Annotated in this window: 14 protein-coding genes and 1 other annotated feature; of the genes, 4 read left to right on the top strand and 10 right to left on the bottom strand. The window is 42.5% G+C overall.

Features of this window, described 5'->3' with window-relative positions:
- Positions 1-155 precede the first annotated feature (155 nt).
- Together C1A07_RS00070 and C1A07_RS00065 are read right to left on the bottom strand one after the other, a co-directional pair.
- Positions 156-1274 carry an AI-2E family transporter gene (locus C1A07_RS00070; protein ID WP_101875277.1) on the bottom strand — a complete coding sequence of 373 codons (1119 nt, stop codon included), beginning with the start codon at positions 1272-1274 and terminating at the stop codon, positions 156-158.
- 20 nt (positions 1275-1294) lie between these two features.
- Entirely contained in the window at positions 1295-2485 is a 1191-nt protein-coding gene (locus C1A07_RS00065) for an alanyl-tRNA editing protein (protein WP_101875276.1), read from the bottom strand.
- A gap of 194 nt (positions 2486-2679) precedes the next feature.
- Here C1A07_RS00065 and C1A07_RS00060 point away from each other — a divergent pair, with 194 nt between their 5' ends.
- Complete coding sequence (locus C1A07_RS00060) at positions 2680-2916, top strand: hypothetical protein (protein WP_101875275.1); 237 nt, start codon at positions 2680-2682, stop codon at positions 2914-2916.
- A gap of 142 nt (positions 2917-3058) precedes the next feature.
- On the opposite strand, the gene C1A07_RS16095 is transcribed toward C1A07_RS00060, so the two are convergent.
- Positions 3059-3217, bottom strand: coding sequence for a hypothetical protein (locus C1A07_RS16095; RefSeq protein ID WP_180952138.1), 159 nt, complete (start codon positions 3215-3217; stop codon positions 3059-3061).
- Between the two features lie 102 nt (positions 3218-3319).
- Between C1A07_RS16095 and C1A07_RS00055 the strand changes: the two genes are divergently transcribed.
- A complete protein-coding gene (locus tag C1A07_RS00055) occupies positions 3320-3754 on the top strand; it encodes a hypothetical protein (protein WP_101875274.1) in 435 nt (144 codons plus the stop codon).
- Positions 3755-3780: 26 nt separating this feature from the next.
- Entirely contained in the window at positions 3781-4065 is a 285-nt protein-coding gene (locus C1A07_RS00050) for a hypothetical protein (protein ID WP_101875273.1), read from the top strand.
- A 60-nt stretch (positions 4066-4125) separates the two neighbouring features.
- Here C1A07_RS00050 and leuS read toward each other — a convergent pair whose 3' ends face one another.
- The 7 genes from leuS to C1A07_RS00015 all read right to left on the bottom strand — a co-directional run bounded on the left by leuS (position 4126) and on the right by C1A07_RS00015 (position 12711).
- Complete coding sequence (gene leuS, locus C1A07_RS00045; RefSeq protein ID WP_101875272.1) at positions 4126-6537, bottom strand: leucine--tRNA ligase; 2412 nt, start codon at positions 6535-6537, stop codon at positions 4126-4128.
- A gap of 72 nt (positions 6538-6609) precedes the next feature.
- Positions 6610-6845, bottom strand: a binding site (T-box leader).
- A 93-nt stretch (positions 6846-6938) separates the two neighbouring features.
- Positions 6939-8087, bottom strand: coding sequence for a lactaldehyde reductase (gene fucO, locus C1A07_RS00040; RefSeq protein ID WP_101875271.1), 1149 nt, complete (start codon positions 8085-8087; stop codon positions 6939-6941).
- 113 nt (positions 8088-8200) lie between these two features.
- Positions 8201-8752 (bottom strand): TetR/AcrR family transcriptional regulator C-terminal domain-containing protein, encoded by a 552-nt coding sequence (locus C1A07_RS00035; protein WP_101875270.1) that lies wholly within the window; start codon positions 8750-8752, stop codon positions 8201-8203.
- A 44-nt stretch (positions 8753-8796) separates the two neighbouring features.
- Complete coding sequence (locus tag C1A07_RS00030) at positions 8797-9444, bottom strand: GntR family transcriptional regulator (protein ID WP_101875269.1); 648 nt, start codon at positions 9442-9444, stop codon at positions 8797-8799.
- A gap of 54 nt (positions 9445-9498) precedes the next feature.
- Positions 9499-11346: a TRAP transporter permease gene (locus C1A07_RS00025; RefSeq protein WP_101875268.1), complete on the bottom strand. Its 1848-nt coding sequence runs from the start codon at positions 11344-11346 to the stop codon at positions 9499-9501.
- Entirely contained in the window at positions 11343-12362 is a 1020-nt protein-coding gene (locus tag C1A07_RS00020) for a TAXI family TRAP transporter solute-binding subunit (protein ID WP_101875267.1), read from the bottom strand. The genes C1A07_RS00025 and C1A07_RS00020 overlap by 4 nt, the downstream gene beginning before the upstream one ends.
- 49 nt (positions 12363-12411) lie before the next feature.
- On the bottom strand, positions 12412-12711 hold the full coding sequence (locus tag C1A07_RS00015) for an FAD-dependent oxidoreductase (RefSeq protein ID WP_101875266.1): 300 nt from the start codon (positions 12709-12711) through the stop codon (positions 12412-12414).
- A gap of 312 nt (positions 12712-13023) precedes the next feature.
- Here C1A07_RS00015 and C1A07_RS00005 point away from each other — a divergent pair.
- Positions 13024-13488, top strand: a 465-nt coding sequence (locus C1A07_RS00005) for a recombinase family protein (RefSeq protein WP_180952137.1), incomplete at its 3' end; no start/stop codon positions are given.

The raw sequence follows: 13488 nt of genomic DNA, 5'->3' as shown, positions 1-13488 counted from the left end.
TTTTACCATAAAAAAAGAACAAACATCCTTCTCTAAGAAGATGCTTGTTCTCTAATTCTCTCAGCAACTAGATCATGCTTCTATAGTAACAGCTTTTTACGCATATAACTATTGGCATTATTCTGAATTTTCTCCCGTTTCATTATGCACTTTGCCTATTTCACACTAAGTCTTCTGTTTACTTCTTCTTTCAGCAATGTGTACAGCACAGAACACAGGGGAATAAATACTAACATTCCCACAACTCCCATAAGACTTCCTCCAATAGTAACTGCCATTAAAACCCATATGGAAGGCAGCCCTACAGATCCTCCCACCACGTGAGGATAAATCAGGTTTCCTTCTATCTGCTGCAGCACATTAAATAAAATAAAGAATGCAAGGGCAGTCATAGGATTCAGCATTAACATGAGAAACACGCCTACTGCGCAGCCGATAAAGGCCCCGAATATGGGAATCAAGGCTGTAAATGCAATTAATACTCCAATTAAAAGAGCATACGGCATATCTAAAATAGTCATGGCAATAAAGAACATAGTTCCCAGGATAACAGCCTCCACACACTGTCCTGCCAGGAAGTTAGAAAATATTCTTTCTGTCATGGCGGCAATCTCCAAGGTTCTCTCTGCCACAGCTTTAGGCAGAAAAGCTTTTAAAAGCTTTACAAATTGTCTGGATAAGTTTTCCTTTTGAAGTAAAATATAAATAGAAAAAACAAATCCAATGCCAAATGAAGTAAATCCGCTTACAATGGACACAGCCGCTGAAAAGGTAGCGCTGAACACTGAGCCTGCGCCGTTTTTTAAGAATCCGATCATACTGTCAAACACAGAATTCCAGTCGATTACAATGCTGTTTAAATATTCTACTACGTCAGGATATGTGATAAATAAACCTTCCAGCTCTACTATCATGTGCTCCACAAAAACAGGAATGCTTTTCTGCAGTCCCATAATTGTAGTAAATAGCTGAGGCAGCACTACAAATGTGACTAAGACAAGAACGCCTGCCACTAATATTAAGGTTAATATTAAGGCTGTAAGCCTGTGCCACTTCTTTCCAGGCTTTCCTCTTTGAAGCCAGCGCTCTATATTCCTCATAGGCACATTTAAAATAAAGGCTATAGCCGCCCCCAAAAGGAAAGGAAGAGCCATGTGGAATCCTCTGGCGATTACAGCCAGCACCTGACGATAATGTATTGCCACAGCTGTGACAATTACTGTATATAAAATCAGTCCCTGAATTTTTTTAATCTGATTTTTGTCTAAATTCATCTGCTACCCTTTCTGCTATTTTACGCGTTGGCCTTTACGGCAGCTTCAATAGCCTCTGCCTCTGCCTGGAAGGTGCCTTGAGCCATCAGGCTGCTTCCCCCTCCTCTTCCGTTTAACAGGCCGTTTAATGTTTTGCTGAATACTTTCATGTCCACGCTGCTGCTGCCTGCCGCATATTGGAAGGTATCCCCCTTTTGGGAACATACTACCACTACGTTTCCTTTATTTTTTTCATAAAGCATAGTGCAAAGCTGGCGAATCTGCACCGGCTCCAAATCCTTTTCAAAAACCACAAGAGGCTGGCTGCTTACAGGATATCCTTCTGCCTTTGTCTCAAACATGGTTTGATACAATTTATTCAGCTTCATATCCTTTTCCTGGTTTTCTCCCTTCAGCTTAGCCACAGTCTCCACAATCTTTTCCTGTTTTGCTGACAAAAGCACAGAAAGTTCGCCAATCTGTTTTTCGTAACAATCTAACTTTCTGAAAGCAGGCATACCGCACAGCATGGAGATACGCACGCCGCCTTTATAGTTAATCATGCCCAGCACTTTAATAATTCCCACTTCTCCGGAACGCTCCACATGTGTTCCGCAGCAGGCGCATACGTCCACGTCAGGAATTGTAATAATTCTTACCTCCCCAGTCAGCTCCTTTTTGCTGCGGTACTCCATTTGCTCCAGCTCCTCCTTAGAAGGACAGGAAACTAAAAAAGGAATATTGGCGCTTACGATTTTGTTGGCCTCCACCTCCAGGGCTGCTAACATCTCAGGCTCTACCACTCCGTTAAAATCAATGGTGATCTCCTCGCTTCCCATGTGAAAGCCTACGTTATCATATCCATATGTCTTATGTATCAAACCGGTGAGAATATGCTCTCCAGAATGACCCTGCATGTTTTCAAATCGTTTCTCCCAATCTAAAACTCCGTGAACTGTTGTTCCAGGCTCTAAAAACTTATCTGTAAAATGGATGACCTGTCCATCCTTTTCCTTTGTATCCAGCACCCTGACCTGATCCAGCACCCTGACCTGATCCAGCACCCTGACCTGATCCAGCAGTCCTGTATCTCCAGGCTGTCCGCCTCCCTCCGGGAAAAATGCGGTTTTGTCTAAAATAACCTCATACCTGCCTTTTTTGCCTTCTCTGCACTCCTTTACAGTTCCGTCAAACTCTTTTACATAAGGCAGCTTATAATATAATCTTTCCATGTTTTTCCATCCTTAAACCAAATTTTCCAGAAAATTCAATATTTTCCGGCCCTCCTATTATATCACGACTTAGGAAAATTGAACATAGAAGGGGAAAAAATATATGTTTTTCAATTTTTTCTTAAAAACCCGGAAACTATGGCAAGCAGGTCGTCATATGATTAAGTGTAATTAAATTAATCGGAGGAATAAACATGAGTGATTTAGCAGCAACAAACTGCGGATGTGGTTGTGGATGCGAGACTAGCGGAAATGGAGGATGCAACATCATTTTCCTTATTCTCATCCTCATATGCTGTTGTGGTGGCGGCAACGGCGGGTGTTTTGAACATAATGGCTGCGGAAACAGCTGCGGCGGCAGCTTTGACTGGATCTGGATTCTGATTCTGCTGTGCTGCTGCGGTGGCGGCGGCAATAACTTCTGCTGTTAATTTTCCCCGCCGGCAGGCATTTTCCCAGTAGCTAGGAAGTTTAACCAGGGCGCTTCTCCATAAGTCTTAAAAGGCGAAGGAGGAGCGCCCTTCTTCATTAAAAGAATGGGGCAAATGACTCTGCCCCATCCCTTTTTAAGTCCTATCTTCTGTTATCTTCCCCGTTTTTTCCCTGCTCCTGTCTCCACACAGGCCCGTTTATTATTAAATTTTTTCTTCCGTTTCTATACTCTCTTCTCTTTAAGCATTCCTCATCTATTTCATATACTGCGTTACCATCTATAATTAATCGGCTATTCATAGCTTCATTACCTCCTGTCTCTATATTATATGCAGCAGGTATGATTCCTTTCCCGGGCGCATATATTTATCACAAAAAGAAATTTAAAGGACTTACTGCCTTATGAATGAACAACACAATGATGACGCTTTAAAGCTTACTGACCTGGATTTTCTTACAGGCAACCATCATCTTCAGATGATGAAAGCTGCCCTGCCTTATATGAACCTGTCTCAGCAAAAAATGTTTTCTGTTTTTATTAAAGCGCAGGAGATGCGGCGCACTATGAATCTATTTCAGCAGGGAGAACTAAGCGCTATGGGGCTGTCGGCCCAGGCTAAGCAGACTGCCACGCCTGCTGACATGTTGGAGGCTATCAAGCCCTATGCCAATACATATGAACAGGAGCTTATTTCCCTGATGTCCAGTCTGATGAAGGGCACTACGGCCCCTATGGACCAGCTGAAAAATCTGCTGACACCGGAGCAGCAAAGCAGAATCGACACAATGCAGTTTATGATGCAGGCTATGCAGCAGATGAATGGAGCCGGCATATAATCAAACACATAAAGGAGGACTTTTCAATGAGTGACTGGAAAAATGATCCCAGATTAAAACATATGGACCCGAAAAAACTGGCGATTCTGGAAGATTTTTCAGATCGTGTTAAGGTAACGCCAAAAGCCAAAATGATTCCTGTGCTGCTGTCTTTGAATATGGAGGCCCAGTCTAAAGGAATTTCCTTTAATGACGCGGAAACAGAGGTGATTGTATCTATTTTGGCAGCAGACATGCCGGCCAGTGAAAAAAAGAAAATCGACACATTAAAAATGTTCTCCAGACAATTGTCTATGAAACAAAAAAGATAGCCTTCCGCGACAAATGGGGCGCTGCAAAAAACCTGCAGCGCCCTATTTTCAAGCTCTTATTTACTTACAAACCAGGTTGATAATCCGTCCTGGAACATAAATCTCTTTTACAATATTTCCATTAATCTTGTCTTTTGCAGCTTCCTTGCCGGCAGCAATGGCGTCTTCCTTAGATACGTCTGCAGGCAGGCTGACTACTGCTCTTGTTTTTCCGTTGATCTGAACTGCCACCTGAATCTCGTCATCCTTCATGGCGTCTTTATCACACTCAGGCCATGTAGTGTGGAATACGCTGTCCAAGCCGCCTAATTCTCTCCACAACTCCTCTCCTAAATGAGGGGCAAATGGAGCCAGAAGCACTACAAAGGTTCTCAAAGTCTCTTTGTCAATTCCGCCTTCCTTCTTTGCCAGATCAATCAGCTTGTTATTATATTCCATGAAACCGGATATAACTGTGTTCAGGCTGAACTGCTCAAATCTTTGCTCAATATCAAATACAAGCTTATGGCGCAGTCTTACCATCTCCCTTGTTTCTTTTACGTCCTTATCCTTATTGTCCATTACCAGGTTATAGAAACGGTTTAAGAAACGGGAAACTCCCTCGATTCCTCTGTCGTCCCACTCTGCATCCAACTCTGGAGGACCTACAAACAGCTCGTACAATCTAAGGGAATCGCAGCCGTAATCCTTTACAAGGCCGTCAGGAGAAACAACATTTCCTTTAGATTTACTCATTTTAATGCCGTTCTTTCCTGTAATCATTCCCTGGTTAAACAGCTTTTTAAACGGCTCGTCAAAATCAATAGCTCCAATATCACAAAGGAATTTTGTGTAGAAACGGGAGTACAGAAGATGCAGCACCGCGTGCTCCACGCCTCCAATATACATGTCTACCGGCAGATATTTATCTGCCTTTTCTCTGGACACTAACGCCTGATCGTTTTTATTGTCCACATAGCGCAGGAAATACCAGGAGGAGCCTGCCCACTGAGGCATTGTGTTTGTTTCCCTTTTGGCCGGCGCGCCGCACACAGGACATGTAGTGTTTACCCACTCCTCAATATCAGCTAAAGGTGATTCCCCTGTGCCTGTAGGCTGGTAGCTTTCTACGTCTGGAAGTGTAAGAGGCAGCTGATCCTCCGGCACCGGCACATTTCCGCAATGAGGGCAATGAATAATCGGAATCGGCTCTCCCCAGTAGCGCTGCCGTGAAAATACCCAGTCTCTCAGCTTATAGTTCACCGTTTTCCGTCCAATTCCCATTTTTTCAATCATAACAGGAGCCTCTTTTTTCAGCACGCTGGATTCCATGCCGTTCCACTGGCCTGAGTTAATCATAGTTCCGCTGGCCTCTGTGTAAGCTTCTGTCATATTCTGGATTTCCTTGCCGTCTTTCGCAATAACCTGAATAATAGGAATATTAAATTTCTTTGCAAATTCAAAGTCCCTGTCGTCGTGGGCAGGCACGCACATAATAGCTCCTGTGCCGTAATCAGACAGTACATAATCAGACAGCCAAATAGGCACTTTGGCTCCGTTTAAAGGATTAATGGCATATGTTCCTGTAAACACTCCTGTTTTTTCTTTATCCTGAAGACGGTCTACATTAGACTTCATGGAAGCGTCGAAAATATATTTTTCCACTGCCTCTCTTGTCTCCTCAGTAGCCAGACTCTTAGCCATTGCATGTTCCGGCGCAAGTACCATAAATGTGGCTCCGTGAAGAGTGTCAGGTCTTGTCGTGTAAACTGTAATTTTCTCGTCTCTTCCCTCTACAGGAAACTCCACTTCTGCTCCGTATGATTTTCCAATCCAGTCAGCCTGCATTTTCTTTACTTTTTCAGGCCAATCCAGCTTATCTAAATCATTTAACAATCTTTCTGCATAAGCAGTGATTTTTAACATCCACTGGCGCAGGTTTTTCTTTGTAACTGTAGTGCCGCAGCGCTCGCAGCAGCCGTTTACAACTTCCTCATTTGCCAGACCTGTTTTACAGGACGGACACCAGTTAATAGGAAATTCCTTTTCATAAGCCAAGCCTTTTTTAAACATCTGCACAAAAATCCACTGGGTCCATTTATAAAAACCTGGGTCTGTAGTGTTTACTTCCATATCCCAGTCGTAAATTGCAGCAATCTCGTTAATCTGTCTTTTAATATTGGCCACGTTTTCAGCAGTAGATTTTGCAGGATGAACCCCCATTTTAATAGCATAGTTTTCAGCAGGAAGGCCAAATGCGTCCCATCCCATAGGATGAATTACATATTTTCCTCTTAACAGCTGATAACGGCTCCAAACATCAGAAATTACATATCCTCTCCAATGGCCAACGTGAAGGCCGCTTCCTGAAGGATATGGAAACATATCCAAGCAGTAATATTTTTCTTTTTTCCCATCATTTACATTAATAGGGTTTTTTGCCCAGTTCTCCCGCCATTTTTTCTCAATGGCAGTGTGATTATACTGTGCCATGTGTTTTCCTCCTTTTGTTTCCTGATACCGCCTGTCTGAAAATAAAAGCAAAAAAATTCTGCGTCTCTAAATTATAGAGACGCAGAACGATCTGCGCGGTACCACTCTATTTCATACATTGTATGCTCTCACGGGATTCTCACATCCCAGACAGGTAACGGCTGTCTGCCGGCATCGCCTACGCAAAGCGCCACGCTTCTTCAGCAAGCTACTCAAAGGCCAGTTGGGCTGCTTCCCGCTCTGCCTTGCACCGTCCGGCAGCTCTCTGAGGCTTTCCACAGCTTAATATTCCTTATCACAGTATTTACATTACTGAATAATTTAACATATGACTGCGGATATTGTCAAGACTGTACGCTGGTTTTTTCAGGACTTTGTCCTCCGCCTGCCGGCGGCTCCTTTTACATTAAGGAGCGGTAAAGAGCGGCAATTTCCTCTACGCTTGTATCTCTTGGGTTGCCTGGGCAGCAGGCGTCTGCAAATGCAGACTCTGAAAGGAACTGTACATCCTCTTCTTTTACAATTTCTTTTAAGTCAGCCGGGATTCCAACATCCTGGGAAAGAGCCTTCACTGCATCTACTGCAGCTTTTCTGTATTCCTCCTGACTCATGCTGTCTACTCCCTCTACGCCCATAGCTCTTGCAATCTCTCTGTATTTTTCCCCTGTAGCAGGAGCGTTGTACTCCATAACAGTTGGAAGGAGAATTGCATTTCCTACGCCGTGAGGAGTATCATAAACTGCACCTAAAGAGTGGGCCATGGAGTGAACGATTCCCAGTCCTACATTGGAGAAGCCCATTCCGGCAATATACTGTCCAAGAGCCATTCCGTCCCGGCCCTCTTTTGTATTATCTACAGCCCCTCTTAATGATTTAGAAATAATTTCAATGGCTTTTAAGTGGAACATGTCTGTCATTTCCCATGCGCCTTTTGTGATGTAGCCTTCAATCGCATGTGTCAACGCGTCCATACCAGTTGCGGCTGTCAGTCCCTTTGGCATAGAGGCCATCATGTCAGGATCTACTACTGCCACTACAGGAATGTCATGGGTATCTACACAAACAAATTTTCTCTTTTTCTCCACGTCAGTAATTACATAGTTAATAGTAACCTCTGCCGCTGTGCCTGCAGTTGTAGGAACTGCAATAATAGGAATACTTGGATTCTTTGTAGGAGCTACGCCTTCTAAGCTTCTCACGTCTTCAAACTCCGGATTTGCAATAATAATGCCGATTGCCTTTGCAGTGTCCATAGAAGAACCGCCGCCGATTGCCACTAAATAATCTGCTCCAGAAGCTTTAAAAGCAGCTACCCCATTTTGTACATTTTCAATGGTAGGATTAGCTTTAATATCAGAATAAACCTCATAAACCAGCCCCGCCTGATCTAACACATCCAAAACCTTTTTTGTAACCCCAAACTTAATTAAGTCAGGATCAGAACATACAAAAGCCTTTTTAAATGCTCTTGCCTTTGCCTCATTAGCGATTTCATTAATTGCTCCTGCGCCGTGATAGGATGTCTCATTTAATACAATTCTGTTGCTCATAGTCTTTTCTCCTTTTCCCACAGAAATCTTTCCTGCTTTCCTGTGCAATTTTTACTATGATAAAATTTTAACATCCTACCTTTAAAAAAACAAGTTACACATAAAGGGAAGTGTCACATTTCCAAAAAATACAGCAGGCTGTTCAGCTTTTTAGGCAGCGCCTGAATCAGCAGGTCAGCCATTTTTTCCGGCTCAAATTTCATGCCTGTTTTTACCCAGTCCACTGTCATCTGAATAGAGCCCTGACAATACATCTGCAGCAAAAATTCCACATCCTCCTCCAAAGGCTTGTTAAACTTTTCCTGTAAAATATTTCTGTAAAACTTCAGAATGTACTCGTAGTCATACTTGACTAAGGAATTGTAGTCGCTGGAGCCAAAGGCACACGTAAAAAACACCTTCTCCTCCCGGATAAACTGAAACTTTTTTGTCAGCCCCTCCCTGAGTGTTAAGCTTACGCCCATTTCTTCAAAGGACTGCTGCACCAGCTTTTCAAAATACCAATTCACTAAATCATATTTGTCCCGAAAATTCCTGTAAAATGTTTGTCTGGTAAGCCCGCAGCCGGCCACAATATCTTTTACTATAATTTTGTCCAGGGACATTTCCCCCATCAGATTTTTAATGGAAGCTGCCAGCCTGAATTTTGTCTTATTGCAATCCATGGTTCCTCCTGGTGTTGTCCTACTTGCTTATGGAACAAGACCGGTTATTTCAAGGTGTCTAAAACATACACAGATGAACGTCTAATATGGTTTCTCATAAGAGTCTCCGCCAGTTCGCCGTCTCTTTTCCTTATTGCGTCTAAAATTGCCCTGTGTTCTTTTAAAGACTCTTTTCTGCCCTGACTTTCTCTAAGTCCGCTTTGTCTAAATCCTAAAATAAAGCTTCTCTGAGTCTCTATCAGCTGGATTAAATAAGGATTGCAGCTGTATTTTGTAATGCTTTCGTGAAACTCTCTGTTGTACCTCTCCACCTGGTCAATATTTTCGCAATTAATCAGCTGCTCTGCTTTTTCTAAAGAATCCTCTAATTTTTTAACTGCTTCCTCATCCATATTAGTGGCTGCCAAATTAGCCGCTACTCCCTCCAAAGCTGATCTTAAAGTAGATATCTGAGCCAGATTCTGTTTTGCAAATTGGGACACTATTGTGCCTTTTCTAGGCAATGTAATCAGCAGACCAGATGTCTCCAACACGCGAATCGCCTCTTTTATAGGGGTGGTGCTGATATTTAGTTCCCGGCTGATATCTCGCTCAGAAATTCTGTCTCCTGGTTTTAGTTCTCCATTAATGATTCGGGAACGAAGCACGTCAGCCACCTGTTCCCGAATTGATTTCGTATTTATATTTGCCAAAAAATCACCTAATTCTTTCCATTTTATCTCCTCTAGTATATCACACTCCCATTTTTATGTATATCTTTTCTTCCTTGTACTTTGAAGTAAAATCACCCCTGCGCCTAATATCATTCCTAATATGTCTGTATAAAGTCCTGGATATATTAAAGCTATGGCTGCCGCTGCCAGTAAAGCTCTCTCTAGGACTGTGGTTTTTATTAACAGCCATCCGCCGCTGGAGGCAGTCAGAAAATACACTCCAATAAATGAAGTTACAGCAACCAGCGTCAGCCGAAAAATACTGTCTCCTAACAATAGAAGACCTGTATTATAAGCAAACATAAACGGCACAATATATGCCACAATTCCTAGTCTAAAGCCTAAAAATCCTGTTTTTAAAGGCTCTGACTCCGCTAACCCTGCCGCTGTGTATGAGGCTAAGGCTACAGGAGGCGTAATATTAGCTACATTGGCAAAATAAAAGGCAAATAAATGAGCCGCTATTACAGGAATATCCAGTTTTACAATCGTTGGAACCATTAAAGAGGCCACCACAATATAAGAAGGCGTTGTAGGCAGTCCCATGCCTAAAACAATAGTAGCCATGGCTGTCAGAACAAGCACTAAAAATAAATTTTCTTTTCCAATGGCCAGCATAATAGATGTAAATTTTAAAGCCAAACCAGAGTAATTTACAATTCCCACAACTATACCTGCTGTGGCGCAGGTAACAGCCACGCTTACAGCTCCCTGTGCTCCTGCTGTAATTGCCTGGCAAATAGCTTTTATCCCCATTCTGTGTTTGGCATCTCCCCATGAAATTACTATAATGCTGACAATCGCCAACAAACATGCATATGTAGGGCTGTATCCCAGGGCCAGCATAATTACTATAGCCACTAAAGGCAGAAGCTGATACGCCCCTTTTATAAGAGCTGATTTTTCAGGCAGCTGACTTAGGGGCACACCAGCCAGATTTAATTTTACAGCCTCAAAATGTACCATAAAAAATACTGCGCTGTAAAAAAGTAATGCGGGAAGTATTGCACATCTTAATATCTGTACATATGGAATCCCTGTAAAATCACACATTACAAATACTGCCGCTCCCATGACAGGAGGCATAAGCTGACCTCCTGTAGATGCAACTGCCTCTACGGCTGCCGCAAATTCTTTTTTATATCCTGCTTTTTTCATTAACGGAATAGTAATCTGACCTGTTGTAGCTACGTTGGCAATGGCGCTTCCTGATACGCTGCCGAAAAGCGCGCTGGAGATTACAGCCATTTTAGCCGGCCCTCCCTTAGATTTTGCCGTAAGAGCACAAGCTAAATCCATAAAATAATCTGCCACTCCTGCTTTTTCTAAAAATGAACCAAAAATAATAAATAGTATTACAAAAGTGGCTGATGTTCCCAAAGCCATGCCGAATATACCTTCTGTAGTGTATACTAATAAATCTGCCATTTCTAAAGCTGTAAATCCCTGATGCCCAAATACTCCCGGAATATACTGTCCTGCCACTGCATAAATAATGGCGGCTCCGGCTACCAGCGGCAACGCCATGCCCAGACTTCTCCTGGTACTGTCCAACAAAGCAAGTACCCGCATTCCCGCCAAAATATACTGAAATATCTCTAATTCCTGTACATATGGCATACGATTTAAAAGCCTTTCATAGTTCAATATTAAATATCCTAAGGGCAGTACTGTACATATAATCATTGCTGCCGTCCATATACGGCCGGCTGTGCTGTCAGCTTTTTTCTTTGATCCAGGCTTCATTAAAAATACAAGGAGCATAGCAAAAAGTAAATGCCCTTCCCTTAATCTGTTTGGATCTAAATTTCCCATAAAAGATGTATATAAATGGAAGACTCCAAATAGTAATGCAATCAGTTTAATGATTTTTTCTTTCACTTAATAACTCCTATCTCTTTAAAATAGCGCTCAGCTCCCGGATGAAATGGCAATGCCAATTCCTGCCCCATTTTTTCCGGAGTCAGATCTTTAAAGGTCACATGGGCTTCCTGTATAGTAGTTAAATGCTCTACTGTTGATTTCACAATTTCATAAGCAATTTCTTCGTCCATTTCCTCATTGGCAATTACATGGACTGCCCCTCCAAATGTTGCAACATCCCGCTCCTGAAAATCATATGTTCCTCCTGGAATAACTCTGGATACATACCCTTTATTCATATTTAATACTTTTTTCATTTCTTCATCTTCAATAGAAATGATTTTTATATCTCTGGTGGAGGCCAAATCTGTAAGAATTGCAACAGGCGGCGCGTTGGCGAACGTAAATGCATCTACAATTCCATCTTTCATCTGCTGCACAGAATCGTCATAGCTGTTTACGTAGGAAACCTTCTTTAAATCTGAATAGTCCATATTGTAGGCGGCTAAAACCTCTTTTGTCATTTGCTCGGCCTGATTTCCAACAGTCTGTGTAGATAGTGATTTACCTTTTAAATCTTCCACTGTTTCAATTCCAGAATCTGCTAATACTACCAGATAAAAAGCTTCATCGTAAAAATACATCAGATTTCTTACTTTATCACATGGAGATTGAAAAGGTTCTTTTCCCTCAACTCCTAAGATTGTCCCCGGCAATTTTGCAAATGCAATGTCGCAGACCTTGTCCTGAACCGCCTGAACATTAGACTGTCCCTGGCCTGGAGTTACTGTTACATTGGTCAGACCTGTAATATCCTGAGGAAGAAATTCTGCCATTGAAGCTGAAACAGGATAAAAGCATCCGGAAGTGGCCCCACTTCTATATTTAATTTCAAAGGTTTGGTTTGTCTCTGTATTATTATTACTTTTTTCTTTTTCTCCTTCCTTGCTGCTGCAGGCAGACAACAGCATAGCCCCGCATACTGCAAAACAAATTGCCCCTTTTCCTATTTTTTCTCTTACTTTGTCCTTCATAAACCTTCCCCTTTCCAAACTTAACTTTATAACTTTTAAGCTGCTCTGCTTAATTTAAAATTGCCCCTGCTTTCTCCAATTTTTTCTGTAGCTCTGTCACAGAAATATTTCTAAAATCCCCATTAATACTTGCCGCCATAGCTGCCGCCGTGCCTGCCGCCTGTCCCATACACATGCAGGCAGACATGGTTCTGGCTGAGGCAAGGCCTTTATGTGTTACTGAAATACACCTTCCTGCTACTGCTAAATTAGAAAATCCTTTTGGAAGCAGAGACCTAAAAGGGATTCCATATGTACCGTCTCCCCCGATTGGAGTAAATACTACATTTCCCCCGTCTGGATCATGCATATGCTTGCTACGAAACTTATCACATTACAAAACAAGGAAAGGACGGGAAAGGAATGGAAAAGAAGCAGGAACAGGAAACAGCAGAATTTAAGCCCAAACGGGGCAATCCGGCAATGAAACAGTCACTTACAAAATCGGCGGCACGTTCTATGAAGTGTCTACCTCTTGCGGCGGCTCGGAACGGCTCTACGACAAGATGAAGCGGCTCATAAAATCAGAAACCGTCAAAACGCCTACTGACAAAGAAAAAGAAGTCCGCTATAATGGAGATAGCAACCTGTCTGTCGGGCGTTCATTACAGGAGGAATGAACATGACAGCAAATACCTATAAGCCCGAACAGATAACCGCATTATATGCCCGTTTAAGTCAAGAGGACGCGCTCGACGGGGATAGTAACAGCATTGTCAATCAGAAAGCCGTTTTATCTAAATATGCCGCAGACAATGGATTTTCAAATCCGGTATTTTTCATTGATGACGGCGTTTCCGGTGTGACTTTTGACCGCCCGAATTTTAACCGCATGATTGCAGAGATTGAAGCCGGAAATGTGGCGACAGTCATTGTCAAGGATATGTCCCGCTTGGGGCGTGACTATCTAAAAGTCGGCTACTATACAGAAATCTTTTTCGTTGAAAGAGATGTGCGCTGTATCGCAATCAATGACGGTGTAGACAGTGCAAAGGGCGACAATGATTTTACCCCTTTCCGAAATCTGTTTAACGATTTCTACGCCAAAGATACCAGTAAAAAGGTACGGGCAATCAAGAAAGCGCAG

The sequence above is a fragment of the Lachnoclostridium edouardi genome, from assembly GCF_900240245.1.
Taxonomy (GTDB): Bacteria; Bacillota; Clostridia; order Lachnospirales; family Lachnospiraceae; genus Lachnoclostridium_A; species Lachnoclostridium_A edouardi.
This window is presented reverse-complemented; position numbering and strand designations above follow the sequence as displayed.

What these genes read in the sequence shown, in the direction of transcription:
- C1A07_RS00070 (WP_101875277.1), bottom strand. Translation starts at nt 1,274, where the DNA reads ATGAATTTAGACAAAAATCAGATTAAAAAAATTCAGGGACTGATTTTA.
- C1A07_RS00065 (WP_101875276.1), bottom strand. Translation starts at nt 2,485, where the DNA reads ATGGAAAGATTATATTATAAGCTGCCTTATGTAAAAGAGTTTGACGGA.
- C1A07_RS00060 (WP_101875275.1), top strand. Translation starts at nt 2,680, where the DNA reads ATGAGTGATTTAGCAGCAACAAACTGCGGATGTGGTTGTGGATGCGAG.
- C1A07_RS16095 (WP_180952138.1), bottom strand. Translation starts at nt 3,217, where the DNA reads ATGAATAGCCGATTAATTATAGATGGTAACGCAGTATATGAAATAGAT.
- C1A07_RS00055 (WP_101875274.1), top strand. Translation starts at nt 3,320, where the DNA reads ATGAATGAACAACACAATGATGACGCTTTAAAGCTTACTGACCTGGAT.
- C1A07_RS00050 (WP_101875273.1), top strand. Translation starts at nt 3,781, where the DNA reads ATGAGTGACTGGAAAAATGATCCCAGATTAAAACATATGGACCCGAAA.
- leuS (WP_101875272.1), bottom strand. Translation starts at nt 6,537, where the DNA reads ATGGCACAGTATAATCACACTGCCATTGAGAAAAAATGGCGGGAGAAC.
- fucO (WP_101875271.1), bottom strand. Translation starts at nt 8,087, where the DNA reads ATGAGCAACAGAATTGTATTAAATGAGACATCCTATCACGGCGCAGGA.
- C1A07_RS00035 (WP_101875270.1), bottom strand. Translation starts at nt 8,752, where the DNA reads ATGGATTGCAATAAGACAAAATTCAGGCTGGCAGCTTCCATTAAAAAT.
- C1A07_RS00020 (WP_101875267.1), bottom strand. Translation starts at nt 12,362, where the DNA reads ATGAAGGACAAAGTAAGAGAAAAAATAGGAAAAGGGGCAATTTGTTTT.
- C1A07_RS00015 (WP_101875266.1), bottom strand. Translation starts at nt 12,711, where the DNA reads ATGCATGATCCAGACGGGGGAAATGTAGTATTTACTCCAATCGGGGGA.